This window comes from Mesorhizobium sp. RSR565B, assembly GCF_054719465.1.
The window spans coordinates 6,061,019-6,086,048 of the sequence record NZ_JBTTIE010000001.1; the positions used below are offsets into that span (position 1 = coordinate 6,061,019).

Consider the following 25,030-nt stretch of genomic DNA (forward strand, 5'->3'; position numbering starts at 1 on the left):
CGTTGTTTATGAAACGGACCGGTTTTCCACAGGCGCCGTGGGCGCCGGGGCATCGATCAGGGCCGTTTCCGGCAATTGCAATGCTGCGGCGATCCGGCGAAGTTTCGTCGGATCGGTGTCCTTGCCGCTCTCTATGTCGGCAATCTCGCTGGTCGACAGACCGCAGGTCAGGGAAAGCTCTTCAATACTGTATCCCTTTGTCTCCCGGATGGCTTTGAGGCCGGGGTGCTCGAGCGCTACATCGGCCGCAACGTCGGCCGCCAGCCTGGAGAAGGGTTCGTGTTTTGCAGTTTGGGGCATTGGCAACTCCATGGGGCTAAAGAGTTTTGGATCAAATGATAGGGTGTTGCCTGAGAGCCGGGACAATGCCCGCTTGACGGCGATTTGCCAAGGCCCAAACCGACCGTCACAGCATCGTGAACCGGCGTCAAAACCGCAGGCGCCAGGGCACATATAGGATCTCCGCCCCGATCTCCCAATCAAGTTCTTTTGAAGGGCCGCACGCCGAAGTGTTCAGCGGTTTTGCGCCGCTCGCGCGTTAGCCTGATGTTGCTGGCAGTCGCATCGGGCCAGCTTTTCCCAAGAGGATCAGATCCATGACATTCAAGACATCAGCCATCGTGCTCGCCACGATTTCAGGCCTCGTCGGCGCGAGCATGGTCGCGGCGCAGGCCGCCGAGGCCGTGCGCATTCGCGGCACGGTGACCGCCTTTGCCGGAGCGACGCTGACGGTGAAGACCCGCGAAGGCGCTACCGACGCCATCGCGCTGGCTGAAGGGTGGAAGATTTCCGGCGTCGCCAAGGCGGATGCCGGGGATATCAAGCAAGGCGATTTCCTCGGCATTGCCTCTGTTTCGAAGGCCGATGGCGGCAGCGGCGCGCTTGAGGTGGTGATCTTCCCGGCCGCGCTGAAGGGCGCCGGCGAAGGCGACCGCCCGTGGGATCTCGAGCCCAACAGCCGGATGACCAACGGCACGGTCGCCGATGTCACCGAGATTGCAGGTCGCACGGTGACGCTGACCTACGACAATGGCCAGAAAAAGCAGATCGCGATCCCGCAGACGACGCCGGTGGTGACCTTCGCGCCGGCGACGCCCGCCGACCTCAAGCCTGGCGCTGTGGTGTTCGTCAACGCCGAGCGCGGCAGCGACGGCAAGCTGACCGCGGGCCGGGTCGTTGTCGGCACCAACGGCGTCATTCCGCCGATGTAAGTTGCCGACGAAGCCGCCAGACACAATCCAGAAACAAAATTCTACAGTCCGGAAAAACTGTCGAAAAGTTCGGAGGCGATAGTCATGACTGCGGGGTTCACCGGCACCGATCTTGCTCGGTGACGGCCAAATTCAGCCCGCGCAGAAAAGGAAACGAAGTCATGAAGAAGTCCCTCCTGTCGGCTCTCGGGCTGGCTTTTGCCCTGGCTGTCTCTCTGCCGCTCATCGGCGCCAGCAGCGCCGACGCAGCATCGCTGCACAAGAAGCATCACCACCATCATCATCATCACAACAAGCATCACCGCCATCACCATCACCACCACCACCACCACTACCACCACAAGAAGGTGGAGGCCAAGAAGGCCTGACACGGCCGACTTGCCCAACGGGAAGGCTGGCCCTGGAGTCCTCGCCAAGGCCGCCTTCCCGTTGGTTTTTGCCAGGCGACACGTGGAAAAGCTGAAGGCAGGATTCGATGGCGCCGATGCGCCAGAACGCGAGCAACCACAGCGCACCCCAACGAACGTATCAGGCGCAAGGCCGACAACACAGCGGTTGCCAGCTGCAGGACACCACGGGTCCCTCAATGCTGCCGGAACCCGCTAGGACGGCGCCGCGAACGCGAGCACTATTGCGATCAAAATCAAAAGCGGTCCCATCCATTTGAAATGCTTCGCGACCTGCAGCCACCATGGCTGCTGACCTTTCTGGGCCTGAAAAGGACTTTGGAGCAGCCCAAAACCAACGCCTGTCATCCACAGCCCAGCGCAGAACATGATGAACTCGTCGATGTAATTTGCGACCACGCCCGTCTCCTCCGCCGGTACCTTTGGACTGGCGTTATAGTCGCAGCCGGGAGTGGCAGAAAGCGCGGTGCCAAGTGGCGGCAATGACTGCTGCCGCCACCTGACAAGAGCCGGGCGCGGACTCGGTCTTGGCCGGCCATTTGGGCACGCCACGGTGTGACCTTCGCATGGGATGCCGCGCCGCTACGTCAGCGGCCTTCACGCGAAAATGCATAATCGATGCCGGCCCCGCCAAGCGCCGTCCGTTGGCGAAGGCTAAAAATCGACGTCGCGAAAAAACGCGAAGAAAATTCGAACCACGCATGAACCTTTGCTTTGGAGGCCGCACTAACCGGCATGGACGCCGAGAAGGCGATCCCAACACAGAAGGACGCCATGGTGGCGATCCTCGATCCAGAGAAGGAAATGCTCAAATGACCAACTTCAAGCGCTTCACGCTCGCCGCGGCCCTCATGGTCTCGGCCTTCGGTTCGGCTTCCGTTCCGACCTCGGCTTTCGCCAACGGCACGCATCCCACGGGCGACGGCGGCGCGGTTTGCAAGGGCTCCGGTCATTGCCTGGTGCTCTCGATCGAGTGCAAAGGCACCTATACCGACGCCACGGACAAGAATGGCACTGTCTATGGCAAGTGCAGCCAGACCGCGCAGGTTTCGCCGCAGGCCAAGATCAAGCTCGCCAAGTAATCGGCCGCAGATCAGGGAAATGGCGGTCGTCCGCGGGACGGCCGCCATTTTCTTTTTGTTTTCGTGAATTGTTTTAGCGCCGGCTGAGCAACAGGCTGGCGAGAAGGCCGACCACGACCAACCCAACAGCAGCGGCTGTTGCCGGACGATCGCGCGCCGTCTTTTCGATCGCCCTGCCCTGCTTCCTGATCGCCGGCAGCGCATCGCTGACAAGGTCGGCAAGCTGCCCATAATAGTCCGAAGCGGCATCGCGCCCGTCCTCGTAGTAAGCACCGCCGCGTTTGGCCACGACTTTGCGCAACGCGGCGAGCTCTTTGGAAAGGGTCGCGACCTGCTTTTCGAGATCGAGATCGGAGAGGGTCGAAAGCGATACCATGATTGTTTTTCCTTCTTTTGAGAGAAGGCCAAACGCATGGCCGCAGAACCGGTTCCGGTCTGCTTGCCCGAGGGCAGCGGAAAGGTTAGCGCACCTGGTCGAGCAGGCGCTTGCACTCCAGGAGGTCAAACAGCGCCTCCTGCAGCAAGGCCCGGTTGTCGCGCGACAGTTTCGATGCGCCAGGCTGGACCGGACCTTCCTCCTCGGTCTTGCCCAGGCCGAAAAAGCGGCGGCTGGGTTTTACCTTGGGCTGGCCGACCAGCATCTCGTCATCCATGCCGCGCGGCTGGGCGGCTGGCGTCAGCGGCACCTGATCGGCCTGCCTGCGCTGCGAGATCGCTTCGACGGCAGCCATGTCGCCATTGCCGATGGCGACCAGGAAATGGTTGCCGTTCTCGCGCAGCAGTTTCTGCACGCCCTTGATCGTGTAACCCTGGTCGTAGAGCATGTGGCGGATGCCCTTGATCAGTTCGACATCCTGCGGCCGGTAGTAGCGGCGGCCGCCGCCGCGCTTCATCGGCTTGATCTGGTTGAAACGGGTTTCCCAGAAGCGCAGCACGTGCTGCGGCAGATCGAGATCCTCCGCGACCTCGCTGATGGTGCGGAAAGCGTCGGGGCTCTTGTCCATGGGCGAAATCCTCACGCTGGACGGCGATCCGGCCCAGTCTGCCGAATCGGGTATCATTTCAGCGGTTTATGAAACAATATTCAAGCCCGGCGTCAAAACGGCCCGGCGTTTTCAACCGAAGCCTGCGGCAGAACCTATTTGCCGCCCTTGGCCTTGCTGTTCTGGTGCGAGCGCAGGATACGGCTTTTCAGCACGTTCGACGACTTGAAGGTCATCACCCGGCGCGGCAGGATCGGCACTTCCTCGCCGGTCTTGGGATTGCGGCCGATGCGTTCGTTCTTGGAACGGACGTGGAAGGTGGCGAAGGACGACAGCTTCACCGTCTCGCCGCGTACGATGGCTTCGCAGATTTCGTCCAGCACCGCCTCGACGAGTTCTGCCGATTCAGTGCGTGACAAGCCGACCTTACGGTAAACAGCTTCGGCAAGGTCGGCGCGCGTAAGTGTCTTTCCCCCCATGCGACCGTCCCATCAGTTCAAAAAACATAAATCGATACAGGTAAAGGCAGAGCCTAAGTAATTGATCCGGCAAGGTCAAGGACCGAAACCGGACCGTTCGGCACTTACCAGCGAACGAGAACCGCGCCCCAGGTGAAGCCGCCGCCCATCGCTTCCAGGAGCACGAGATCACCCTTCTTGATGCGACCGTCGGCGACGGCCACCGAAAGCGCCAGCGGCACGGAAGCAGCCGAGGTGTTACCGTGCAAATCGACGGTGACCACCACCTTTTGCTCAGCAATCCCGAGCTTCTTGGCCGAAGCGTCAATAATGCGTTTATTGGCCTGATGCGGCACGAACCAGTCGAGGTCGTCGGCGGTTATGCCGGCCTGCGAAAACGTCGCCTCGATGACGTCGGTGATCATGCCGACGGCGTGCTTGAACACTTCGCGACCTTCCATCCTGAGATGGCCGACCGTGCCGGTGGTCGAGGGACCGCCATCGACGAAAAGCTTGTCCTTGTGGGCGCCGTCGGAGCGCAGGCTCATCGCCAGCACGCCACGGTCGGCAATGCCGCCGGTGCCCTCATCCGCTTCCAGCACCAGCGCGCCGGCGCCGTCGCCGAACAAGACGCAGGTCGAGCGGTCGCTCCAGTCGAGGATGCGGGAAAAGGTCTCCGCGCCGATCACCAGCACGCGCTTGGCGAGGCCGCCTCTGATGTAGAGGTCGGCGGTGGTCACCGCATAGACGAAGCCCGAGCACACCGCCTGCAGGTCGAAGGCAAAGCCGTGATGCATGCCGAGCCGGTTCTGGATCTCGACGGCGGTCGCCGGAAAGGTGTTGTTGGGCGTCGAGGTCGCCAGCACGATCAGGTCGATGTCGGCAGGCGCAAGACCAGCATTGTCGAGCGCTGCGCGCGCCGCCGCCTCGCCCAGGGATGCCGTCGTCTCGTCATCGGCGGCGATATGGCGCTGGCGGATGCCGGTGCGCTGGGCGATCCACTCGTCCGAGGTCTCGACCATGCCTTCGAAATCGGCATTCTTCATGATGCGGCGGGGCAGCGCAGCACCGGTGCCGCGCACGACTGATCTGATCAAAGCTCTTTCCTATTCCTTTTCGTCGACGGTGGCGTCGGATTTCCTGCTTGCCTGGGCATGCGGGTTGCGCGCATGGAACAGGTCGAGATCGGCCTCGATGCGGTCGATCAGATTGTTGCGCACCATATCGTAGCCAAGCTCGATCGCTGCCGCGAAACCGTCCGAATCGGCGCCGCCATGGCTCTTTACCACGATGCCGTTCAGACCCAGGAAAACGCCGCCATTGGAGCGGCCCGGATCGAGCTTTTCGCGCAGGCGGTCAAAAGCGCCCTTGGCGAAGACATAGCCGATCCTGGCCATCAGCGTGCGGTTCATCGCGGCGCGCAGATAGCCTGAGATCTGGCGCACAGTGCCTTCTGCCGTCTTGAGCGCGATGTTGCCGGCAAATCCTTCGGTGACGACCACGTCGACCGTGCCCTTGCCGATGTCGTCACCCTCGACGAAGCCATGATAATTCATCGAGGCCATGTTGGCCTCGCGCAGCATGCGCCCGGCTTCCTTGACCTCTTCCTGTCCCTTGATCTCCTCGACGCCGACATTGAGCAGGCCGACTTTCGGCCGGTCGATGCCGAACACCGAGCGCGCCATGCCGGTGCCGAGAATGGCAAAGTCGATCAGCTGGTGCGCATCGGCGCCGATGGTGGCGCCGACATCCAGCACCACGCTCTCGCCGCGCATCGTGGGCCAGATCGCCGCGATCGCCGGACGGTCGATGGTCGCCATCGTGCGCAGGCAGAATTTCGACATCGCCATCAGCGCGCCGGTATTGCCGGCCGAAATGCAGGCCTGCGCGCTGCCACTCTTGACTGCTTCGACAGCCTTCCACATCGACGACTTCCAGCGGCCGTGGCGCAGCGCCTGGCTCGGCTTGTCGTCCATCCTGACCGCGACTTCGCAATGGTGGAACTCGCTGACCTCGGCCAGTTTGGGGAATTTGGCGAGTTCGGGGCGCACCAATTCCTCGCGCCCATATATGACGAAGCGGATGTCGGGACGCCTGACGGCGACCGTCATGAGTGCCGGGATGACCACGTTTGGCCCGTGATCGCCACCCATGGCATCGATGGAAATCCTGATCACGCGGTCTTTATCTCACTAGCTTGGGCCAGGGCACATGGCCCGCGAAAGAAATACTAAACTCGCGAAATTCGGGGGCTCGCGAAGGTTCGGCGAAAATAGCGGTTTTGGGCTGCCGCACAACCGGCTTTTCTCCGATCGCTTCGTGTTTTAGGATTTTCCAAGCAAGGATCGCAGCTTTTGCTGGAATTCATTCTCGATGGGCTCGTTCGGGCCGGCGGCATCGAGCGAGGCGCCTGCCTTGCGCGGATAGGGATCGATCGCCAGCCCGAAGAACTGTTCGGCGAGCGCGCCGACGTCGATCGTGTCGCCGGAGAAAGTTTCCGGGCTGTCCGGCCCTTCGGCGTCGAGCAGGATTTCGCCACCGCCTTCGAAACCTTGCCGTCCGAGTTTGGATTGTTCGGGCAGGAACAGCGCCTCGACCTCTTCGTCGATATGGGCCGCGACCGGCTCAAGGGTGACGATGCAGGCCTGGGTGATATCAGCCTCGACGCGGCCGCTGACCTTGACGCCATTGCGCTTCCACGGCGCCACCAAAAGCTCAGCACGGTAGTTTTCGACCGAAAGCAGCTCGTGCTCGCGCGCAAGCATTGCGCGCTGCGCGGCGTCGGCGTCGATCACCACCTGCAAACCTTTGTGCGGCAGGCGGCCGACATTGGCCGCAAATGAGACCGGGCTAGGCGTGTCCACATGTTTCATCTTGGTCTCCCCTCCTCACTCCGCTTTCGCGACGGGAAACGCCACGGCACCGGAAACGATCGATTCGGACGGCTGTGCTTCAAGCTGCCTTGCGGCATCGATTACATAGGACGCCAGCGGCAAGGCTTGCGGCCAGGCGCCGGCATCGGGTCTGACATTGCGCGCCAGGGCGGCAGCAAGCGCGTCGCGGTCGCTGCGTTCCAGCGCGTCGTCATAGGCGGCGGTACGGCCGTAGAACATTTTGGCCAGCCTCTTCATGCGCTTGGGCACGCCGACATCGCCAACGCCCAGTTCCCGCAGCGAATGCTCGACATCGAGAAAGAACTCGTCGATCAGCACCTGCGCGACCTCATGCGCGACGCCCTCTTCGCCGCGCAGCCGGTGCTGAAACAGGAACATATGCAGCGACAGCATCTCGAAACGGCCGAGCGGCGTATCCGGCACATTCCAGTGGGAATAAAACACGGTCTGCCGCGCCGCCGCCACGATTTGTGCGTAAAGCGCCTCGGTGATAGCGCGGTTGGCGTTGCGTTCGCGGCCAAAAAGGCGCTGGAACATTGAGGGTGGTCTCCTGGGGACCGATTGTTTGAATGGGCCTTGTTGCATCGGCAAGCAAGCTGGTTTACCGGTTTTGCCGCCCAGCGCAAGTTGCGGCCAGCTAATGGAGTTGTTGTTGCGCGCGCTGAAATTCAAGTCGACTTTTCTGCCTGGGGCCACCGCCGCGGTTTCGCTGGTGCTGGTGGCTTCCGCGCTGTCGGGCTGCAATTCGTCCAAGATGTTCGGCGACCTTAACCCTAGCGAGACGCTGACGCAGGGCTATGTTATCGACCAGCAGGCTGTCGATTCGGTGCCGGTGGGCTCCAGCCGCGAACAGGTGCTTCTGGCGCTCGGCACGCCATCGACGAAAGCCACCTTCGACAATGAGGCGTTCTATTACATTTCGCAAACGCGCAAGCGCTATGTCGCTTTCGACAAGCCGCGCCTGGTCGACCAGAAAGTGCTCGCGGTCTATTTTGGCGAGGACGGGCGCGTCACCCAGATTGCCAATTACGGTCTGAAGGACGGCAAGATCTTCGACTTCATCTCGCGCACCACGCCGACCGGCGGCAAGGACCAGAACTTCCTCAGCCAGATCATCAAAGGCGCCAGCAAGCTGGCGCCCCCCATTCCTGGCGGCGGCGCCTAAGAAGCGACCGCCTTCCTTAGATTTTTGCTTCCCCCGAAGCGACACCATCTCAGGCGACCAAAAGCCCGCGGGAGCGATCCTGCGGGCTTTTGTTTTGAGGTCATGCGGCCGCAACACCCGTCGCGCTTTGCCGCGCGTGGCCTGTTCGGCCGCCGGGCTCCAGCGAGGCGCGGTGCACAGCCGCACTCTGCCGCGCTTCCGAAGGCGTCATGCCGAAATGCCGGCGGAAGGCGTGGTTGAAGGTCGAGAGATCGCCGAAGCCGGCGTCGAAGGCGATGGCGCCGATGGTGCGGTGTGCCAGGCGCAGGTCGGATAGCTTGCTGCAAACCAGCGCCAGCCGCCGGCCAAGCACGAACTGCGACAGCGAGGTACCCTCACCCTCGAACAGCTTTCTGATATAGCGCGCGCTGACGCGGTGGCGCCCGGCCAGCGCGTCGGACCCGACATCGCCGGAAGCCAGATTGCTTTCGATATCGGCTTTGATGGCGCGCAGCCGCGCGGCGCGTATGCCGCGGCCTGCGGCGACCTCAGTGGCGTCCTGCGTTGCCCCGACCACGACCGCGACAAGGTCCTGTATGTGCTTGGCGGCAAGCCAGCGCAATTCGGACGCGGCCAGGTTCGGCTCCTGCATCAGCAGACGGACATAGCTGGTCAGCAGCAAGAACTTTTCGCCCACGCATGACATCGGCGTCATCAGGGCGGCATCCGCATTCGCAGCCACGGGCCCGAGCGCTGCCTTGGGGATGGTGATGAAGAGATGATGCGACATCGCCCGCTCGATCACATGCGGATCAGAGGAGGACAGAAGGATTGCCTGGCCGGCCTCGATGCTGGCCTCGCGGCCGAGATGCGAGAAGGTGGCAGCGCCCTCCAGACACATGAAGAAAATGTAGTCATCGGTCCCCTTGGCCATGGCGCTGGAACGGATGGTGCGGAAGGCGGTGGTCCTCGAATCGGCAATGCCGACGCCCGGCAGCCGCAGGATGGTCGCGTCGACGGAGAGCTTTTCCTCCGTGACGTTAAAATCCATGTCGGTCACCATCCGGCGCAACAGGTCGCAATAGACGTTTCTCCATTCGGCTCGGGGCCACATGGCGGTCGAAAAGCGCGCATGCGCAAACTCGGGGGGTCGAATAGTCATGGGGTACTCCCAAGCGATTGTCTTCATTTCACTGTCGTTCGTAGTCGAGGCTCGTTCCATGAACGGCCTCTCATTCCGACGGCGGCAATCGGGGGGCAGTGGATGGCTACAATGATTTGCGCACTTGGACAAAAGACTATTTACGAAGCTATGGATGAGCTTAGTTCATTCATGCTAAGGAACCCATGGGCAGGATAGGGTAACGGCAAATGACAAGACGGCTTCCACAACTGGAATCCATTCGGGCTTTCGAGGTCATTGCCCGGCTGGGCAGCTTCAAGCGCGCCGGCGATGAGCTGAATGTTACGCCAAGCGCGCTCAGCCACCGCATCGCCGATCTCGAAGCCGATCTCGGCGTGCTTCTGTTCACCCGCCATGTCCGCCGCGTCGAACTCACGCTTGAAGGCGAAAGATTGTCCGCAGGCGTGCGACGCGCATTGCTGGAAATCCAGAGCACGATCGCGAGTGTCGCGCGCAACGAGCGCACGAGGCTGAGGGTCACCGCCATTCCTTCGCATGCCGTACGCTGGCTGGCCCCGCGCCTGCACAGGTTTCGCAAAAAGCATCCCGAAACAGAGATCGACATCAATGCGGATCTTGCAGTCGTCGACCTTTCGCAGCGAACAGTCGACATCGCATTGCGCTTCGGCGGCGGACACTATCCGGCCGTCAAGACCGAATGGCTGATGGCAGATGCGATCTTTCCTGTCGTCAGTCCCGACTATCTCGCCGCCAACGGCCCGGTCAGAGACCAGCACGATGTGCTGCGACTGTTTCGCATCCTCGACACGACGGCCGAAAATGACGAGAGCGGCGCCAATTGGCGCCACTGGTTCGAGAGAAACAATCTGCCGCTGGATACGGTTGGCGACGGCATGAATCTGAACGGCACCTTGCTGGCGGTCGAAGCGGCGGCGAGCGGTCTGGGCGTCGCCATCGCGAGGAAGTCGCTGGTCGAGAGCGATTTGCGCACAGGCAGGCTCGTCCGCCTCCTGACAACGGACATACCGACGAACTGGAACCACTACGTCGTCGTCCACCCGTCCATCTCCGCCTGGGAGCCTGCCAGATCATTCATCAACTGGCTGAAGGCGGAAGCCGGCGACAGCGCCGGCGCCGGTTGACCTCGGCGGCCGTTTGGGAACTCTCCTCGGGAGGTCAGCAGAAGGCGCCCCCCGGTGCTCACGGACTCATTGCACCGGCCGGTTGGTCATCCTTGCGGCCCGACTGGTTCGCGGCCTTGGCGGCAAGCGCTGCCGCCATCTGGCTCTCCAGCTCGCGCAGCTTGGCGTCGAGTGTCGCCATGCCGCCCCAGCCGAATGTCGCGCGGTACAGCGGTGCGATCTCGGGCGTCAGGAATTCGACGAGGGTTTCGTCCTCGACCCAGACCTTGAGCACCTTGAACAGGCGCGCATCGATCAGCTCGCTATGCCAGCCCATGCGGGCGGCAATGCCCTGGATGGTTTCGGTCGAATTGGGCGTGCTGAGCAGCACATGCGAGCCGGAGCGCAGGCGCATGTTCGGGTCGAAGCCGATGCCGAGCGGCGCTTGCTGGTCCAGAACCGTGCCGCACGGCAGGATTTCGATCAGCGAGCCGAAATCGTCGCCGAGGCAGACGAACCATGCTCCCTCAGGAAATGGCGGCGACGGCGCACGAACCGCGGTGGCGACAAGCATTTCGGCAAGGACGCTGGCGACGGCCTGCGGATCGCGGGCGTTGAATGAAGCGTGGTGCAGCATGGCAATACTCCTGTTTTCAACGGCGGCGGCCGGCAGAAGTGCCGACCCATGCCGCGGCGTTCCGCGAAAACTGAATCACCGGCTGAGCGTCAGGATGACCGCGGCAAACAGGCAGGCGTATTCGGCCAGTCCAAGCACAAGGCGCAGATTGTGGTTGGCCGCCCAGCTGTCGCGCGTCTGCGCCCAATCATCGGGGATGGTCACCGGCGTCCAGCTCTGCACCTGTTTGTTGAGCGGCACCTGACGGCTGACGGTGAAGCCAATGTCGATCACCACCAGCGCCGCGGCGACGATGGTCAGGATGCGCGGCAGGCCGGCATCGACCGCAAACATCGCCATCGCCGCGATCAGCACCAGCGTCGTCAGCCTGACGAACGGCATCACCCGGGTAAACGTCCGGTCGCGCATCTGATGCATGGCCATGTACTGGCCGGCGGTAAGATCATCGATGCGAAAATCGTGGATTACACCCGAGACGTAGATGCCGGCAATAATTCCAGCCAGCGCAAGCGAAGCCGCCATCAAGAAAATGTCCATGTCTTTTCCCTGCCCGAATGTCGTTTCCCTGGCCAAAATCGCCGCAGAGGCGAGCCCGACACCGCGTCGATCGCAATGTCCTGGCCAATGACCGGGGTATTAAAGCAGGCGAACGGTCCGGGCTTGGGTAGGATGGAACGATGTTTTGGGCAATGCGGCCCTCCGATTGCGTCGGAAACATCAAGTGCCGTGAGATCGAAACCTATCAGCAAACCTTGACGCGTACTTGCCAGCGACCGGTCAAATTCGTATCAGACCGTGCTGGCCAATGGCGCATCACGCTGAATTGGGAGGAGCATCCGTGCCGGAAAAAACCCGGACAAAACCGACAGACTGGATGGCGACCGGAACGGCTGACGGCCAGGTGGTCACGCCTGACTGGATGCCCATCGAGCCGGTGGCGATCGATGGCGTGAGGGTCAAGGAGATAAGGCCGGTCGCAACCTCCACCGGCTATCTGACCGAGATTTTTCGCAAGGAGTGGGAGCTCGATTCCGAACCGGTCGGCCAGGTCTTCCAACGCACCTTGTATCCCGGCGCGGTGACAGGCTGGCATGCCCATGCGGTGACCACCGACCGGCTATTCTGCTGCGTTGGCAGCGTCCGCATTTCGCTGTTTGACGGACGCAAGGCCTCGCCGACCTTCGGCGCCGTCTGGCACAAGATTATCGGCCCGTTGCGCCCGGCGGTCGTCATCATTCCACCCGGAATATGGCACGGTGTTGTTTCGCTCGGAGCGGAGACGGCGGTGCTGCTCAACCTCGTCGACAAGGCCTATGCCTACAATCAGCCCGACCATTGGCGCCTGCCGCCAGACACCGACCACATTCCCTACAGACTGGTGTAGCGTGGAAGCATCGGCGCAGCGCGATCAGGCCGGCGGCGAACCGCTGGTCTCGATCGTGATCGCGACGCACAACCGGCCGGCAGCACTGCGGCAGGCATTGACCAGCGTCATGCGCCAGACGTTGCAAGGCTGGGAAGCCTTGGTCATCGGCGACGATTGCAGGCCGGATACGGCGGCCGTTGTCGCTGAATTTGACGATGCCCGCATCGTCTACATCGATCTTCCTGTCAATTTCGGCGAACAGTCCGGTCCCAACAATATCGGCTTTGCCAGGGCGCGTGGCCGCTTCGTCGCCTTGCTCAACCACGACGATCTGTGGTTTCCCGACCATTTGGCGGCGATGACCGGCTGGATCGACGCCTCGGGCGCCGACGTGGTGCTGGCGCGCGGTGCCGTCATCCAGCCGCCGTCGGCGGCCGGCAATCCTGTCAATTCGATCTTCGGGATCGGCAAGGATGGTTATTACGACCCCGTCACGACGGAAGGATTTGGCTCGGCACACATGTTTCGCCGCGCTTCGTTCAGCCTGCTCGGACCTTGGCGACCCGCCAGCCAGTGCTTTTGCGAAAGCTCGCAGGACTGGCTGTTTCGGGCATGGCGAAAGGGCGCGGTGATCGCGACGATGCCGCACCTCACGGTGATCAAGTTGCATTCCGGCATACGCAAGGGTTCCTATCTCGGCGACAATGCGCAGGAACAGAAGGATCTTCTGGATGCCATGCAGACGCCGGACGCCTTGCGCGTGAAAATCCTTGGCTGCGCGGGCGAACCCATTCGCCTGGCGGCATCGAGTTATCTCAGGCGCAGGCTGATGGCGGCTCTTGGCATCCATCCCCGCGCCCGCGCCTTCCGCCGCAAGTATAAGCGAGGCGCCTTCCTTGCCAAGCTGCGGCGCCTGCGTGGCCTGGCGCCGATGCCTGAGCGCGAACCTGGCGTGAGAGAATTGCTGGATCGCTACAGCAAGCGCGGCGATGTGGGGACCGAGCCGGATGAGGGTTGACTGCCACCAGCGTAAATCTCAAACAAAAACCCGCGGGATCGCTCCCGCGGGTTTGTTCCTGAAGCAGTGGCGTTGCCTTAGCCGTGCGCGAGCACGGCCAGCAGCAGAAGCGCCACGATGTTGGTGATCTTGATTGCCGGGTTGACCGCCGGGCCGGCGGTGTCCTTGTAGGGATCGCCAACCGTGTCGCCGGTGACCGAAGCCTTGTGCGCTTCGGACCCCTTGAGGTGCTTGACGCCGTCCTTGTCGACAAAACCGTCCTCGAACGACTTCTTGGCATTGTCCCAGGCGCCGCCGCCCGAAGTCATCGAGATGGCGACGAACAGGCCGTTGACGATGACGCCGAGCAACGAGGCGCCGAGCGCCGCAAAGGCGGACGCCTTGGAGCCCGAGATCAGCTGCACGCCGAAATAGACGACGAGCGGCGCCAGCACCGGCAGCAGCGAGGGGATGATCATTTCGCGGATCGCCGCCTTGGTCAGAAGGTCGACGGCGCGGGCATAGTTTGGCTTGGAGGTGCCGGCCATGATGCCCGGATCCTCGCGGAACTGCTTGCGCACTTCCTCGACGATGGCGCCGGCCGCACGGCCGACGGCCGTCATGGCGATGCCGCCGAACAGATACGGGATCAGACCGCCGAAGATCAGGCCGGCGACGACGTAGGGATTGGAGAGGTCGAAGGAGACATCGCCCATGCCCTGGAAGTACGGATATTTGTCGCCATTGGCGGCAAAGAACTTCAAATCGTTCGAATAGGCCGCAAACAGCACCAGCGCGCCGAGGCCGGCCGAACCGATGGCATAGCCCTTGGTCACCGCCTTGGTGGTGTTGCCGACCGCGTCGAGCGCGTCGGTGGAGTGGCGCACTTCCTTGGGCAGGCCGGCCATTTCGGCAATGCCGCCGGCATTGTCGGTGACCGGGCCGAAGGCGTCGAGGGCGACGATCATGCCGGCCAGGCCGAGCATGGTGGTGACCGCGATCGCCGTCCCGAACAGGCCGGCGAGCTGGTAGGTCGAGATGATGCCGCCGACGATGACGATTGCCGGCAGTGCGGTCGATTCGAGCGACACCGCAAGTCCCTGGATGACGTTGGTGCCGTGACCGGTCACCGAGGCCTGGGCGATGGAGTTCACCGGGCGCTTGTTGGTGCCGGTATAATATTCGGTGATCACCACGATAAGACCGGTCACAACGAGACCGATCAGGCCGCAGATGAACAGGTTCTTGCCGATGATGGTCATGCCGGCGACGGTGCCGACCTCGCCCCAGCCGACGGTTGCCGAGGTAGCGACGCCGAGACCGACGATCGACAGCAGGCCGGTGACGATCAGGCCTTTGTAGAGGGCGCCCATGATCGAGCCGTTGGAACCGAGCTTGACGAAGAAGGTGCCGACGATCGAGGTCAGGATGCAGGCACCGCAGATCGCGAGCGGATAGAGCATCGCCGCACCCAGAGCGGCGGTTCCGCCGAAGAAGATGGCGGCCAGAACCATGGTGGCAACGACGGTCACCGCATAGGTCTCGAAGAGGTCGGCGGCCATGCCGGCGCAGTCGCCGACATTATCGCCGACATTGTCGGCGATGGTGGCCGGGTTGCGCGGATCGTCTTCGGGAATACCGGCTTCGACCTTGCCTACGAGATCGCCGCCGACGTCGGCGCCCTTGGTGAAGATGCCGCCGCCCAGACGGGCGAAGATCGAGATCAGCGAAGCGCCGAAGCCGAGCGAAACCAGCGCATCGATGACGATGCGGTCATTGGGCTGCAGGCCCATCGGGCCGGTCAGAATATAGTAGTAAATCGACACGCCGAGCAGCGCGAGGCCAGCCACCAGCATACCGGTGATGGCGCCCGACTTGAAGGCGATGTCGAGACCGGCGGCGAGGCTGTTGGACGCCGCCTGCGCGGTGCGCACATTGGCGCGCACCGAGACGTGCATGCCGATGAAACCGGCGGCGCCAGAGAGCACGGCGCCGATCAGGAAGCCGACCGCGGCGGTGATCGAGAGCAGCCACCAGGCGAGCACAAGCACGACCACGCCGACGATGGCGATGGTGGTGTACTGGCGCGCCAGATAGGCTTGCGCGCCTTCGCGGATGGCGGCGGAGATTTCCTGCATGCGTGCGTTGCCCTGATCGGCTGCAAGAACCGATCGTGTCGCCCAGATGGCGTAAAGGATTGAAAGCAAGCCGCAGGCGATGACGGCAGAAATGATGGTCATTGCCGAATTTTCCTCGATTGATGGCCCAAAAGAACCCCTCCCTGGGCCGTTGGTGCGGGGAGCGGATAAGCCTAGGCGGAATCCGTCCTTCGCAGCGGTGTATGCGAAACAGGGCTCGGAACGTCAAGATATTGTTCGGTTTTTGCCCCGCTTTCAGCCAAAAGGTTTAGGCCAGAACATTCCCGTGGCCGATGCCTTGCTATTAGATCGGTTGAAATGACGCTGCGTCAGTCAATGCTTTGCCCGCAGTCCAGCGAAGGTCAGTCGCCAGTCTCCTGCCCCATCTTGCGCGCCGTATAGCGCTCGATGGCGGACAGTCCGTCATAGATCAGCACCGCCAGCGCCGCGACGATCAGGCCGCCTTGCAGGACGAAGGCGAGATTGTTGGACAGCAGGCCGGCGATGATCACCTCGCCCAGCGTCTTGGCGGCAACCGTCGAACCGATCGTCGCCGTGGCCAGGCTGATCACCACCGACAGCCTTATGCCGCCCAGAATGATCGGCGCGCTCAGCGGCAATTCGACCTTGATCAGCCTTTGCCAGCCCGTCATGCCGGCGCCGCGCGCGGCCTCCATGATGTTGCCGGGCAGTGTCGTGAGGCCGGTCAGCGCGTTCTCGAAGATCGGCAGCAGGCCGTAGAGAAACAGCGCAATCAGCGTCGGCTTCTCGCCGAAACCGACGGCGGGCACCGCCAGCGCCAGCACCGCCACCGGCGGAAAGGTCTGGCCGATGTTCACCAAGCTGCGCGACAGCGGCAGGAATTCGGCGCCCGCCGGCCTGGTCACCAGGATGGCAAGCGCCACGGCAACGATGGTTGCGGCGACGGTAGCGATCAGCACGGTCCTGAGATGCAGCAGGGTCAGCGTCAGCAGGCTGCCCTGATTGTAGATCGCCGGCGCATTGTTTTCGGTCAGCGGCTTCAACAGCGGCTCGAACCAGCCGGGATTGGTGACGAAGGCTATGAGAAGCACCACCAGTGCAAGCCTGAGCAGCGAAGGCAGCCAGGCTTTTAGACCGGCCCCTTTCATGCCGGCCTCGCCGCGCGCTTCACCAGCCCGTCGACGGTGACGCGGCCGAGCGGCTTGCCGTCTTCGCCCTTGACCGGCAGCGCGGGCCGGCCCGACCACAGAAGCTCGGCCAGCGCGTCGCGCTGGCTGGCGTCGCCTGGGATCGCCTCGCCTTCGGCAGACCCCTTTTCCACGGCCTCGCGCACGCGGCCGAGCGACAAGAGCCGGAACGGCTTTTCGCTGGCGCCGACCAGGGTTTCGACGAAGGCGTTCGCCGGCCGCGCCAGGATCTCTTCCGGCTTGGCGTATTGCACCAGCTTTCCGGCATCCATGACGGCGATCTTGTCGCCCATGTGGACCGCCTCCTCCATGTCGTGGGTGACGAGGATGATGGTGGTACCGAAGCGCTTCTGGATTGCCAGCAGGTCCTCCTGCGCCTTGGTGCGGATGATCGGGTCGAGTGCGCCGAACGGCTCGTCCATGAGAAGCACATTGGGCTCGGCGGCGAGCGCGCGGGCGACGCCGACACGCTGCTGTTGCCCGCCGGACAGTTCGTGCGGGTAGCGCGGGCCATAAGCCTCGGGGTCGAGCTGGTAGAGTGTCATCAACTCATCGACGCGGGCCTTGATGCGGTCCTTGTCCCAGCCCAGCAGGACCGGCACGGTGGCGATGTTCTGCGCAACGGTGCGGTGCGGGAACAGGCCGTGGCCCTGGATGGCGTAGCCGATGCTGCGGCGCAGTTCGTAGCCGGGCAGCGAGCGGTTGTCGTTGCCGTCGAGCTTGATGACGCCGGCGGTCGGCTCGACCAGCCGGTTGATCATTCGCAGCAGCGTCGTCTTGCCGGAACCGGAGGTACCGACAATGACGCAAACCGTGCGCGGCTCGACGACCATGGACACGTCGTTGACCACGGTCGTCGCGTCATAGCGCTTGGTAATGCCTTCGATCTCGATCATGCCGTTTCAACCCTGCGCCTGGTGGCGGTCATCTCGATTACTGCGTCGAGGATGATGGCCGCGGCAAAAGCCAGCGCCACCGTCGGCACGGCGCCCAGCAGCACCAGGTCCATCGCCGTCTGGCCAACGCCCTGAAACACAAACACACCGAAGCCGCCGCCGCCGATGAGTGCTGCGATGGTGGCCAGGCCGATGTTCTGCACCAGCACGATGCGGATGCCGGTGAGGATCACCGGAAAGGCCAACGGAAACTCGACGCCGAACAGGCGCTGGCCATCGGTCATGCCCATGCCGCGCGCTGCATCATTGGCCGCGCGGGGTACGCCGGCAAGCCCGACCACGGTGTTGGCCACCACCGGCAGCAGCGAATAGAGGAACAAGGCAACGAAGGCGGGCGCGGTGCCGATGCCTCTGATACCGAGCGCTGCGGCACCCGGAACATGGGTGGCGACCCAGCCGAGCGGCGCGATCAGCAGGCCGAACAGCGCGATCGAGGGTATGGTCTGGACGATGTTGAGCACGTTGAGCACACCGGCGCGCAACCGTTCGACGCGATGGCATAGAATGCCGAGCGGCAGGCCGACGATCACCGCCGCCGCCAGCGACCCCAGCGCCAGTGTGATGTGCTTGGAGCCTTCGGCCCAGAAACTATCGGCGCGGTTTGCATATTCCTTGAGGATCGACAGGCTATCCCACTGCCCCGATATCAGCAACAAGCCGATGGCCAGCGCCGCGACGACGAGCACGCCGACGCGGGCCGCTGGCGACAGGTTGAGCCTGGTCAGCACGTCGGCGAGCAACAATGTGAAGGCAAAGATCAACAGCCAGAACCCGGAAGCCGGCGAGATGCGGGCGAAGGTGTTGCCGGCCGGCATCAGGAAGGTGCCGGCGACACCGATCAGGATGGCAAGGGCGGCGAGCGCCACGACGCTTGCGGCCAGGCGCAGGACAAGCGGGGTTTTCAGCAAGGCAACAATTGCGGCCACGACGACGATCGCCAGCAGTAGCGGCCCGACTGTGGCCGGCAGCGCCTCCAGGATCGAGCGCGCCTGACCGGGAACGATACGATTGGCGCGGAAGGTGGCGAACGGAGCCAGAAACGCCGCATAGGCAACGATCGCCGCGATAACCATGCCGAGCTTGTCGAAACGCAGGGTCATGGATGCCCCTCATGAGGAGCGATTTTCCACGTTGCGCAGACTACGCTGGTGATCGGCGCAAGCCGACGCGAAGTCCGATCTCCCCCCTTGCGGGGGAGATGGCCGGCAGGCCAGAGGGGGGTGTGAAGGATCGTCAGCTTTCGAGCGTCGGCCTGTTCGGAAGCAACCCTGTCGAGGCACGCACCTGCTACCGGTTGTGAGGTCGGTGGGACAGCACCCCCCTCTGTCCTGCCGGACATCTCCCCCGCAAGGGGGGAGATCAGCAGCTTCCAGAGAGGGGTGTCTCGCACCAGCGTCACGATCAAATATGCGCTGACTACTTCAAAAACCCGTTCTTCTTCAAAAAGTCCTCGGCGACACCCTTGACCGGCTCGCCGCCGACCTGGACGCGGCCGTTGAGTTCCTGCAGCGTGACGAGGTCGAGCTTGGCGAACACCGGCTTCAACAGCGTCTCGATCTCCGGATGCTCTTTCAGCACCGCTTCGCGGATGATCGGCGCCGGCTGGTAGACCGGCTGCACGCCCTTGTCGTCGGCGAGCACGACCAGGCCGGACGGCGCGATGCCGCCGTCGGTGCCGTAGACCATGGCGGCGTTGGCGCCGTTGGTCTGGTTGGCGGCAGCACCGATTGTCGCGGCGGTGTCGCCGCCCGAAAGCGTGATCAACTGCTCCGGCTTCAGCGTGAAGCCGTAAGTGGTCTGGAACGCCGGCAGGGCTGCCGCCGAATTGACGAACTCAGCCGACGCCGCCAAAACCACCGTGCCGCCGCCGGCGACGTATTTGCCGAAGTCGGTCAGGGTCGCCAGCTTGTTGGTCTCGGCAACCTCCTTGCGCAGCGCGATCGCCCAGGTGTTGTTGGCCGGTGACGGCGACAGCCAGACGATCTTGTTGGCGTCATAGTCGAGCTTCTTGGCGGTCTCATAGGCCTTGGCGGCATCCTTCCAGACCGGATCGTCGGCCTTCTCGAAGAAGAAAGCGGCATTGCCGGTGTACTCGGGATAGATGTCGATCTCGCCGGCGGTGATCGCCTTGCGTACCACCGGCGTGCCGCCGAGCTGGATGCGGTCGGTGGTCTTGATGTTGTTGGCGTTGAGCACAAGCTGGATGATGTTGCCGAGCACGCCGCCCTCGGTGTCGATCTTCGAGGAGACGACCACCTGGGCATTGGCGGAGGCGGCCGTGATGCCGAGCGCCAACGCCGCGCCGGCCAGAATCTTGACTGAAAACATTGTGAAAACCCCTTGCTTTGGACCGAAATGCGGTGGCCGCATATGAGCATGGCTTCAACGCCCCGTCGGGGCACACGGTTTCATAACAATGGGTACAGAAGCAATAATTTTATGCGGTCGCCGCGATTCGGTCGGCGCCATGCTGACAGGTCGTGCCAAGCCAAAGATAGAACCGGATCAGGCGCGGGCTTTGCGCGATCCGGTCAGTTTGAGCGCGCCAAGGGCGACGAAACACAGGGCGACGACCGGGAAAACCAGCCAGTTCAGCATCTCCCAGCCCCAGGCATTGTAGATGGCGCCCGACATTAGCGAGGCGAAGGCGACGGAGCCGAACAGGACGAAGTCGTGGAAGCCCTGCACCTTGCTCTTTTCGGACGGATGGTAGCTGTCGGCGACCATGGAGGTGGCGCCGATGAAGGCGAAATTCCAGCCGAGGCCAAGCAGGATCAGCGCCGTCCAGAACTGCCACAAATGCAGGCCGGACAATGCCACCGCGGCGCAGCCGATGAGCAGGACCAGGCCGGTTGCGACGATGCGTTCGGCGCCGAAGCGATGGATCAGCGATCCGGTGAAGAAGCTCGGCGCAAACATCGCCATCACATGCCAGGAAATGCCGAGCGTGGCGTCGTCCGTCGACAGGCCGCAGCCGACCATGGCCAGCGGCGCGCCGGTCATGACGAAACTCATCAGCGCATAGCTGCCGACGGCGCAAAACAGTGCCGCGACGAAACGCGGCCGGGTGACGATCTCGGACAGCGGCCGGGCGTCGCTTGACGCGACTTCCGCGTGGCCGGGAGCCTTGGCCGGGATGCGCAGGAATGACAGGATGATGGCGCCGGCCGCCGCCAGAACCGGAATGGCCACGAACGAGCCGGCAAACATCACCGGCGCCAGCAATTCGCGGGTGAAGATGACGATCTGCGGCCCGAGAATCGCGGTGATGACGCCGCCGGCCAGCACGAAGGAAATGGCGCGCGCCTTGAATTCGGGCGGAGCATTATCGGCGGCGGCGAAGCGGAACTGCTGGACGAAGGCGCCGCCGACGCCGATCACCAGCAGCGCGAAAGCGAACAGCCAGAAGCTGGCGTGGAACAGAGCCAACGTGGAGATGACGCCGCCAAGCGCGGTGACGATGGTGCCGGTCATGAAACCGCCGCGCTGGCCGAGCCAACGGATGATGGCCGCGGCCGGCAACGCGCCGAGCGCCACGCCGATGTTGAAGCCGGTGATTGGCGCCGTTGCCAGCGACTTATCGGGGCCAAGCAGATATTGCCCGGCCAGCCCGCCCATGGAAATGGCAATCGGCGCGGCCGAACCGATAATCGCCTGCGACGTCGCCAGGATGATCGCCGTGCGGCGCGCGTCCCGTGCTGCGCCGGCGACGGTGCCGGTCACAATGCGTCCTTGCCGCGCCCCTCGCCCCGCACCCGGCGCGACACACGGTCGAGCACGGCGTTGGTCAGCTTCGGCTCGTCTTCCTCGTAGAAGGCCTTGGCGATGTCGACATATTCCGAAACGATGACGGCCACCGGCACGTCGTCGCGCTTCATCAGTTCGTAGACGCCAGCGCGCAGGATGGCGCGCAACGTCGAATCGAGTCTGGACAGCGGCCAGTCTTCCGTCAGCGCCTGGCGTATGATCGGATCGATGGTCGTCTGGTTCTCGACGACGCCGGCCAGGATGGCGCGGAACCACTGCGCGTCGGCCTCCCGATAAAGCGCGCCGTCGACTTCCTTGCCGAGCCGGAACGCCTCGTATTCGGCGGTGATCTCGAAGACGCCGCTGCCGGCCACGTCCATCTGGTAAAGCGCCTGCACGGCGGCCAGACGGGCGGCGCCACGCTTGTTGGCGTGGCGTATCGCGGGCTGGCCGGGCGAAGCGGGTTCGCTCACGATTGCGCTCCCAGCTTCTCCTTGAGCGCGATCATGGTCAGCGCCGCGCGCGCGGCAAAGCCGCCCTTGTCGCCCTCCGAGCGCTTGGCGCGCGTCCAGGCCTGCGCGTCGTTCTCGGTGGTCAGGATGCCGTTGCCGATCGCAATCGCTTCCTGCACCGAGAGATCCATCAGCGCGCGGCTCGATTCATTGGCGACGATGTCGAAATGATAAGTGTCGCCGCGGATGATGGTGCCGAGCGCGACAAAACCATCATAGTCCTTGCCGCCCTCGCCCATGCCGTCGAGCGCAAAAGTGATCACGGCTGGAATTTCCAGCGAACCGGGAACGGTGACGACGTCATAGGTCGCGCCGGCTTCGTCGAGCGCGCTCGTCGCGCCGTCGAGCAGTGCGTCGGCAAGATCGTCATGAAAGCGCGCCTCGATGATCAGAAGGTGGGCCTTCTTCTTCGGGCGAATGAACGCTTTGCCGTGTTGGGATGTGCCAGCCATAAATGTCTCCGGGGGTAGCCGGTGACTTAGGCCGAAGCCGGTTTGATCGCAAGCGGAAGATTGCTGGAGGCGAAGCCTGGCCTAGCGCGTCTTTGGGCTGGGCGTCGGTAGCGGGCACTCGCTGCAGAGGCTTTCAGCCCAGACGAGAACAGCTTCGTGATCCACTACACGACCCGCGTCTACATCGGCCATTGCTTCGCGCGTAAGCCGCTTTTTCTGTTCGATTGTGAGTCTTGCGGCCATCAAAGCCCCTCTTTCGCCGCCTCGACTAGGCGCGCGGCGTAGCGGGCCATGGTGTCGATCTCGAGGTTGACCTTGTCGCCGACCTTGCGCTCGCCCCAAGTGGTCACGGTCAGCGAATGGTGGATCAACAGCACATCGAAACGGGCGCCTTCGACCTTGTTGACGGTGAGCGAGGTGCCGTCGAGTGCGACGGAGCCTTTTGGGGCAATGAATTTTGCCAGTTCGCGCGGCGCCTCCAGCGTGAAGCGAACGGCATCGCCTTCATCCTTCCGCTCGACGATTTCGGCCATGCCATCGACATGGCCGGAGACGATGTGGCCGCCAAGTTCGTCGCCGATCTTCAGTGCCCGCTCGAGATTGACCTTGGTGCCTGATTTCCAGCCCGACGCCGTGGTCAGCCTGAGGGCCTCTTCCCAGGCTTCGACCTCGAACCAGCGTGCGTTGGACCCGCCATCTGGCAGCGCCGTCACCGTCAGGCAGACGCCGCCGCAGGAGATCGAGGCACCGATGGCGATCGTCGCGGGGTCATAGGCGGTGTCGATGCGCAGGCCGACGCCTTCGCTCAGCGGCTTGACGGCCGCGACGGTGCCGATATCGGTGACAATTCCAGTGAACATTTCAGATATCTCTCACCCATTCGGCATAGCTGTCTTCCCCGAAGCGTATCTCGCGCAACTTGCGGAAGCCTGCCGGGATATGGTTGGCGTCGATGGGCGACGCAATGCCGCCCTCGCCGATCGCTTCCGGTCCCTGGAACAGCACGATGCGGTCGACCAGTCCTTCGGCGAGGAAGGCGCTGGCTACCTTGGCGCCGCCTTCGACCAGAACGCTGGCCATGCCGAGCGCGCCGAGATCCTCGAGCAGCTCCGGCAAGGCAATGCCGCCTTCATGGGTTTCGGTGCCGATGAAGCGCACACCGGCACGCTCCAGCACCGACCGCCGCAGCGGGTCGGCCTCCAGGCTCGCGGCGATATAGAGCGGCACCCGGTCGATGCCGGAGACCAGCTTCGAGGCTTCGGGCAGCCTGATCTGGCGGTCGAGCACGATGCGCGCCGGCGAGCGGTTCTCCAGCCCCGGCAGCCGGACGGTGAGCGCGGGATCATCCTCCAGCGCCGTGCCGATGCCGACCAGTATGCCATCGGCTTCGGCGCGCATCAGATAGACTTCGCGGCGGGCGATATCGCCGGTGATCGCAACCTGGCCGGCGCCATGCCTGCCGATCTTGCCGTCGCTGGAAAGCGCAAGCTTCAGAGTCACTTCCGGGCGCTTTTTCAGGGATCGAATCAAATAGCCGGCCATCTGCCCGGCGGCTTCCTCGACCAGCACCTTTTCGACCACTTCGATGCCGGCGGCGCGCAGGATGGCGTAGCCTTTGCCGGAGACGCGCGGATCGGGATCGCTGGCAGCGCCTACCACCCGCGCCACTCCGGCATTAACCAGCGCGTTGGCGCAAGGCGGCGTGCGGCCATGGTGGGCGCAGGGCTCCAGCGTGACATAGGCGGTGGCACCGCGCGCCAACTCGCCGGCTTCAGCCAGCGCTTCGGTCTCGGCATGCGGCCGGCCGCCAACAGCGGTGACGCCGGTGCCGACGATCATCGGGCCGGCGCCATCGTCGCGAACGATTATGGTGCCGACGGAAGGGTTGGTGGAGGTGCGGCCGGCATTTTTCCGCGACAGCCGCAGCGCCGCGGCCATGAAGCGGCGATCGAGGGCCTGCTGATCGGCCTTCCCTGACGTTTGGCTTGCCATGCTCAGCCGGCGTCCTCTTCGCTCTTCAGCTCGTCGCCTTTGAGTTCGTCACCTTTGAGCTCACCCAGCACATCGTGGAAATCCTTGGCCTCGCGGAAATTGCGATAGACAGAGGCGAAGCGGACATAGGCGACGTCGTCGAGCGACTTCAGCGCTTCCATCACGAGCCGGCCGACCTCGCCCGAGGCGATTTCCGTCTCGCCGGAGCTTTCGAGCTGGCGCACGATGCCGGTGACGGCGCGGTCGATGCGCTCGGGATCGACATTGCGCTTGCGCACCGCGATCTCCACCGAACGCAAGAGCTTGTCGCGGTCGAACGGCACCTTTCTGCCGGACTTCTTGACCACCACGAGGTCCCGCAACTGGACGCGCTCGAAGGTGGTGAAACGGCCACCGCAATCGGGACAGACGCGCCGCCGGCGGATCGCCGCGCCATCCTCGGCGGGGCGCGAATCCTTCACCTGCGTATCTTCGGACTGGCAATAGGGACAGCGCATGGAGAGCCTTCGGGTTGGCGATTCTGGCGGAACGATAGGCTTAGAGGTTTTTGCCGGGACGGCAAAGGTTCGGCAACGGCCGCTCGCGCCCTCAGAGATAGCGAGGCGGGAGGAAAATTGCCA

31 protein-coding genes are annotated in these 25,030 nt (G+C 63.4%); 7 read left to right on the top strand and 24 right to left on the bottom strand.

The window, feature by feature from the left end; genetic code table 11:
- Positions 1–6 precede the first annotated feature (6 nt).
- The gene (locus tag ACYG9R_RS29265) at positions 7–300 is read right to left on the bottom strand and encodes a helix-turn-helix domain-containing protein (protein WP_023682373.1); all 294 of its coding nucleotides are present in this window, start codon (positions 298–300) and stop codon (positions 7–9) included.
- Positions 301–596: 296 nt separating this feature from the next.
- Between ACYG9R_RS29265 and ACYG9R_RS29270 the strand changes: the two genes are divergently transcribed.
- A complete protein-coding gene (locus ACYG9R_RS29270) occupies positions 597–1,211 on the top strand; it encodes a hypothetical protein (protein ID WP_023823261.1) in 615 nt (204 codons plus the stop codon).
- Between the two features lie 161 nt (positions 1,212–1,372).
- Positions 1,373–1,579 carry a hypothetical protein gene (locus ACYG9R_RS29275; protein ID WP_081726793.1) on the top strand — a complete coding sequence of 69 codons (207 nt, stop codon included), beginning with the start codon at positions 1,373–1,375 and terminating at the stop codon, positions 1,577–1,579.
- A gap of 234 nt (positions 1,580–1,813) precedes the next feature.
- Here the strand turns inward: ACYG9R_RS29275 and ACYG9R_RS29280 are convergent, their stop codons facing one another.
- Complete coding sequence (locus ACYG9R_RS29280; RefSeq protein ID WP_023669377.1) at positions 1,814–2,017, bottom strand: hypothetical protein; 204 nt, start codon at positions 2,015–2,017, stop codon at positions 1,814–1,816.
- Positions 2,018–2,205: 188 nt separating this feature from the next.
- Positions 2,206–2,430: a hypothetical protein gene (locus ACYG9R_RS29285; RefSeq protein WP_155922431.1), complete on the bottom strand. Its 225-nt coding sequence runs from the start codon at positions 2,428–2,430 to the stop codon at positions 2,206–2,208.
- Between ACYG9R_RS29285 and ACYG9R_RS29290 the strand changes: the two genes are divergently transcribed.
- Entirely contained in the window at positions 2,431–2,700 is a 270-nt protein-coding gene (locus tag ACYG9R_RS29290) for a hypothetical protein (RefSeq protein WP_023823264.1), read from the top strand. It begins immediately after the preceding gene.
- Between the two features lie 73 nt (positions 2,701–2,773).
- On the opposite strand, the gene ACYG9R_RS29295 is transcribed toward ACYG9R_RS29290, so the two are convergent.
- The 7 genes from ACYG9R_RS29295 to ACYG9R_RS29325 all read right to left on the bottom strand — a co-directional run bounded on the left by ACYG9R_RS29295 (position 2,774) and on the right by ACYG9R_RS29325 (position 7,572).
- Positions 2,774–3,076, bottom strand: coding sequence for a hypothetical protein (locus ACYG9R_RS29295; protein WP_023669375.1), 303 nt, complete (start codon positions 3,074–3,076; stop codon positions 2,774–2,776).
- 85 nt (positions 3,077–3,161) lie between these two features.
- The gene (locus ACYG9R_RS29300) at positions 3,162–3,704 is read right to left on the bottom strand and encodes a MerR family transcriptional regulator (protein ID WP_023669374.1); all 543 of its coding nucleotides are present in this window, start codon (positions 3,702–3,704) and stop codon (positions 3,162–3,164) included.
- Positions 3,705–3,838: 134 nt separating this feature from the next.
- The gene (locus ACYG9R_RS29305) at positions 3,839–4,162 is read right to left on the bottom strand and encodes an integration host factor subunit alpha (RefSeq protein WP_006201891.1); all 324 of its coding nucleotides are present in this window, start codon (positions 4,160–4,162) and stop codon (positions 3,839–3,841) included.
- 104 nt (positions 4,163–4,266) lie between these two features.
- Positions 4,267–5,238 (bottom strand): beta-ketoacyl-ACP synthase III, encoded by a 972-nt coding sequence (locus ACYG9R_RS29310; RefSeq protein ID WP_023823265.1) that lies wholly within the window; start codon positions 5,236–5,238, stop codon positions 4,267–4,269.
- A 9-nt stretch (positions 5,239–5,247) separates the two neighbouring features.
- Entirely contained in the window at positions 5,248–6,318 is a 1,071-nt protein-coding gene (gene plsX / locus ACYG9R_RS29315) for a phosphate acyltransferase PlsX (protein WP_023700539.1), read from the bottom strand.
- Between the two features lie 147 nt (positions 6,319–6,465).
- Complete coding sequence (locus ACYG9R_RS29320) at positions 6,466–7,014, bottom strand: YceD family protein (RefSeq protein ID WP_023727526.1); 549 nt, start codon at positions 7,012–7,014, stop codon at positions 6,466–6,468.
- Between the two features lie 15 nt (positions 7,015–7,029).
- Positions 7,030–7,572, bottom strand: a complete 543-nt coding sequence (locus tag ACYG9R_RS29325; RefSeq protein WP_023669369.1) for a ubiquinol-cytochrome C chaperone family protein — start codon at positions 7,570–7,572, stop codon at positions 7,030–7,032.
- A 115-nt stretch (positions 7,573–7,687) separates the two neighbouring features.
- Here ACYG9R_RS29325 and ACYG9R_RS29330 point away from each other — a divergent pair, with 115 nt between their 5' ends.
- The gene (locus tag ACYG9R_RS29330; protein WP_023669368.1) at positions 7,688–8,200 is read left to right on the top strand and encodes an outer membrane protein assembly factor BamE; all 513 of its coding nucleotides are present in this window, start codon (positions 7,688–7,690) and stop codon (positions 8,198–8,200) included.
- A gap of 100 nt (positions 8,201–8,300) precedes the next feature.
- Here the strand turns inward: ACYG9R_RS29330 and ACYG9R_RS29335 are convergent, their stop codons facing one another.
- Positions 8,301–9,341, bottom strand: coding sequence for a helix-turn-helix domain-containing protein (locus tag ACYG9R_RS29335; protein WP_198024431.1), 1,041 nt, complete (start codon positions 9,339–9,341; stop codon positions 8,301–8,303).
- A 209-nt stretch (positions 9,342–9,550) separates the two neighbouring features.
- Here ACYG9R_RS29335 and ACYG9R_RS29340 point away from each other — a divergent pair, with 209 nt between their 5' ends.
- Complete coding sequence (locus ACYG9R_RS29340; protein ID WP_023727524.1) at positions 9,551–10,465, top strand: LysR substrate-binding domain-containing protein; 915 nt, start codon at positions 9,551–9,553, stop codon at positions 10,463–10,465.
- A 58-nt stretch (positions 10,466–10,523) separates the two neighbouring features.
- Here ACYG9R_RS29340 and ACYG9R_RS29345 read toward each other — a convergent pair whose 3' ends face one another.
- The gene (locus tag ACYG9R_RS29345) at positions 10,524–11,081 is read right to left on the bottom strand and encodes a hypothetical protein (RefSeq protein WP_023705063.1); all 558 of its coding nucleotides are present in this window, start codon (positions 11,079–11,081) and stop codon (positions 10,524–10,526) included.
- Between the two features lie 75 nt (positions 11,082–11,156).
- The gene (locus ACYG9R_RS29350) at positions 11,157–11,618 is read right to left on the bottom strand and encodes an anthrone oxygenase family protein (protein ID WP_023669364.1); all 462 of its coding nucleotides are present in this window, start codon (positions 11,616–11,618) and stop codon (positions 11,157–11,159) included.
- Positions 11,619–11,919: 301 nt separating this feature from the next.
- On the opposite strand from ACYG9R_RS29350, the gene ACYG9R_RS29355 reads away from it, so the two are divergent.
- Both ACYG9R_RS29355 and ACYG9R_RS29360 read left to right on the top strand, forming a co-directional pair.
- The gene (locus ACYG9R_RS29355) at positions 11,920–12,465 is read left to right on the top strand and encodes a dTDP-4-dehydrorhamnose 3,5-epimerase family protein (RefSeq protein WP_245260011.1); all 546 of its coding nucleotides are present in this window, start codon (positions 11,920–11,922) and stop codon (positions 12,463–12,465) included.
- A 1-nt stretch (position 12,466) separates the two neighbouring features.
- The gene (locus ACYG9R_RS29360; protein ID WP_023697447.1) at positions 12,467–13,465 is read left to right on the top strand and encodes a glycosyltransferase family 2 protein; all 999 of its coding nucleotides are present in this window, start codon (positions 12,467–12,469) and stop codon (positions 13,463–13,465) included.
- A 77-nt stretch (positions 13,466–13,542) separates the two neighbouring features.
- Here the strand turns inward: ACYG9R_RS29360 and ACYG9R_RS29365 are convergent, their stop codons facing one another.
- From ACYG9R_RS29365 to nrdR, 11 genes are all read right to left on the bottom strand, one after another.
- Positions 13,543–15,684: a sodium-translocating pyrophosphatase gene (locus ACYG9R_RS29365; RefSeq protein WP_023689501.1), complete on the bottom strand. Its 2,142-nt coding sequence runs from the start codon at positions 15,682–15,684 to the stop codon at positions 13,543–13,545.
- Between the two features lie 260 nt (positions 15,685–15,944).
- Positions 15,945–16,712, bottom strand: a complete 768-nt coding sequence (locus tag ACYG9R_RS29370; protein ID WP_023693265.1) for an ABC transporter permease — start codon at positions 16,710–16,712, stop codon at positions 15,945–15,947.
- Positions 16,709–17,647, bottom strand: coding sequence for an ABC transporter ATP-binding protein (locus tag ACYG9R_RS29375; protein ID WP_023697448.1), 939 nt, complete (start codon positions 17,645–17,647; stop codon positions 16,709–16,711). Before ACYG9R_RS29375 ends, ACYG9R_RS29370 begins: the two co-directional genes overlap by 4 nt.
- Positions 17,644–18,807: an ABC transporter permease gene (locus ACYG9R_RS29380; RefSeq protein WP_023743616.1), complete on the bottom strand. Its 1,164-nt coding sequence runs from the start codon at positions 18,805–18,807 to the stop codon at positions 17,644–17,646. The genes ACYG9R_RS29375 and ACYG9R_RS29380 overlap by 4 nt, the downstream gene beginning before the upstream one ends.
- A gap of 316 nt (positions 18,808–19,123) precedes the next feature.
- Complete coding sequence (osmF, locus tag ACYG9R_RS29385; protein ID WP_023689505.1) at positions 19,124–20,035, bottom strand: glycine betaine ABC transporter substrate-binding protein OsmF; 912 nt, start codon at positions 20,033–20,035, stop codon at positions 19,124–19,126.
- Positions 20,036–20,212: 177 nt separating this feature from the next.
- Positions 20,213–21,430, bottom strand: a complete 1,218-nt coding sequence (locus ACYG9R_RS29390; protein WP_023689506.1) for an MFS transporter — start codon at positions 21,428–21,430, stop codon at positions 20,213–20,215.
- Entirely contained in the window at positions 21,427–21,927 is a 501-nt protein-coding gene (nusB, locus tag ACYG9R_RS29395) for a transcription antitermination factor NusB (RefSeq protein WP_023682390.1), read from the bottom strand. Before nusB ends, ACYG9R_RS29390 begins: the two co-directional genes overlap by 4 nt.
- The gene (ribH, locus tag ACYG9R_RS29400) at positions 21,924–22,418 is read right to left on the bottom strand and encodes a 6,7-dimethyl-8-ribityllumazine synthase (protein WP_023693260.1); all 495 of its coding nucleotides are present in this window, start codon (positions 22,416–22,418) and stop codon (positions 21,924–21,926) included. The genes nusB and ribH overlap by 4 nt, the downstream gene beginning before the upstream one ends.
- Positions 22,419–22,660: 242 nt before the next feature.
- Positions 22,661–23,278, bottom strand: a complete 618-nt coding sequence (locus ACYG9R_RS29405; protein WP_023823267.1) for a riboflavin synthase — start codon at positions 23,276–23,278, stop codon at positions 22,661–22,663.
- 1 nt (position 23,279) lies between these two features.
- Positions 23,280–24,410: a bifunctional diaminohydroxyphosphoribosylaminopyrimidine deaminase/5-amino-6-(5-phosphoribosylamino)uracil reductase RibD gene (ribD, locus tag ACYG9R_RS29410; protein ID WP_023823268.1), complete on the bottom strand. Its 1,131-nt coding sequence runs from the start codon at positions 24,408–24,410 to the stop codon at positions 23,280–23,282.
- A 2-nt stretch (positions 24,411–24,412) separates the two neighbouring features.
- The gene (gene nrdR, locus ACYG9R_RS29415) at positions 24,413–24,907 is read right to left on the bottom strand and encodes a transcriptional regulator NrdR (RefSeq protein ID WP_023669351.1); all 495 of its coding nucleotides are present in this window, start codon (positions 24,905–24,907) and stop codon (positions 24,413–24,415) included.
- Positions 24,908–25,030 lie beyond the last annotated feature (123 nt).

What these genes read in the sequence shown, in the direction of transcription:
- ACYG9R_RS29265 (WP_023682373.1), bottom strand. Translation starts at nt 300, where the DNA reads ATGCCCCAAACTGCAAAACACGAACCCTTCTCCAGGCTGGCGGCCGAC.
- ACYG9R_RS29270 (WP_023823261.1), top strand. Translation starts at nt 597, where the DNA reads ATGACATTCAAGACATCAGCCATCGTGCTCGCCACGATTTCAGGCCTC.
- ACYG9R_RS29275 (WP_081726793.1), top strand. Translation starts at nt 1,373, where the DNA reads ATGAAGAAGTCCCTCCTGTCGGCTCTCGGGCTGGCTTTTGCCCTGGCT.
- ACYG9R_RS29290 (WP_023823264.1), top strand. Translation starts at nt 2,431, where the DNA reads ATGACCAACTTCAAGCGCTTCACGCTCGCCGCGGCCCTCATGGTCTCG.
- ACYG9R_RS29295 (WP_023669375.1), bottom strand. Translation starts at nt 3,076, where the DNA reads ATGGTATCGCTTTCGACCCTCTCCGATCTCGATCTCGAAAAGCAGGTC.
- ACYG9R_RS29300 (WP_023669374.1), bottom strand. Translation starts at nt 3,704, where the DNA reads ATGGACAAGAGCCCCGACGCTTTCCGCACCATCAGCGAGGTCGCGGAG.
- ACYG9R_RS29305 (WP_006201891.1), bottom strand. Translation starts at nt 4,162, where the DNA reads ATGGGGGGAAAGACACTTACGCGCGCCGACCTTGCCGAAGCTGTTTAC.
- ACYG9R_RS29320 (WP_023727526.1), bottom strand. Translation starts at nt 7,014, where the DNA reads ATGAAACATGTGGACACGCCTAGCCCGGTCTCATTTGCGGCCAATGTC.
- ACYG9R_RS29325 (WP_023669369.1), bottom strand. Translation starts at nt 7,572, where the DNA reads ATGTTCCAGCGCCTTTTTGGCCGCGAACGCAACGCCAACCGCGCTATC.
- ACYG9R_RS29335 (WP_198024431.1), bottom strand. Translation starts at nt 9,341, where the DNA reads ATGACTATTCGACCCCCCGAGTTTGCGCATGCGCGCTTTTCGACCGCC.
- ACYG9R_RS29340 (WP_023727524.1), top strand. Translation starts at nt 9,551, where the DNA reads ATGACAAGACGGCTTCCACAACTGGAATCCATTCGGGCTTTCGAGGTC.
- ACYG9R_RS29345 (WP_023705063.1), bottom strand. Translation starts at nt 11,081, where the DNA reads ATGCTGCACCACGCTTCATTCAACGCCCGCGATCCGCAGGCCGTCGCC.
- ACYG9R_RS29350 (WP_023669364.1), bottom strand. Translation starts at nt 11,618, where the DNA reads ATGGACATTTTCTTGATGGCGGCTTCGCTTGCGCTGGCTGGAATTATT.
- ACYG9R_RS29365 (WP_023689501.1), bottom strand. Translation starts at nt 15,684, where the DNA reads ATGACCATCATTTCTGCCGTCATCGCCTGCGGCTTGCTTTCAATCCTT.
- ACYG9R_RS29370 (WP_023693265.1), bottom strand. Translation starts at nt 16,712, where the DNA reads ATGAAAGGGGCCGGTCTAAAAGCCTGGCTGCCTTCGCTGCTCAGGCTT.
- ACYG9R_RS29375 (WP_023697448.1), bottom strand. Translation starts at nt 17,647, where the DNA reads ATGATCGAGATCGAAGGCATTACCAAGCGCTATGACGCGACGACCGTG.
- ACYG9R_RS29380 (WP_023743616.1), bottom strand. Translation starts at nt 18,807, where the DNA reads ATGACCCTGCGTTTCGACAAGCTCGGCATGGTTATCGCGGCGATCGTT.
- osmF (WP_023689505.1), bottom strand. Translation starts at nt 20,035, where the DNA reads ATGTTTTCAGTCAAGATTCTGGCCGGCGCGGCGTTGGCGCTCGGCATC.
- ribH (WP_023693260.1), bottom strand. Translation starts at nt 22,418, where the DNA reads ATGGCTGGCACATCCCAACACGGCAAAGCGTTCATTCGCCCGAAGAAG.
- ACYG9R_RS29405 (WP_023823267.1), bottom strand. Translation starts at nt 23,278, where the DNA reads ATGTTCACTGGAATTGTCACCGATATCGGCACCGTCGCGGCCGTCAAG.
- ribD (WP_023823268.1), bottom strand. Translation starts at nt 24,410, where the DNA reads ATGGCAAGCCAAACGTCAGGGAAGGCCGATCAGCAGGCCCTCGATCGC.
- nrdR (WP_023669351.1), bottom strand. Translation starts at nt 24,907, where the DNA reads ATGCGCTGTCCCTATTGCCAGTCCGAAGATACGCAGGTGAAGGATTCG.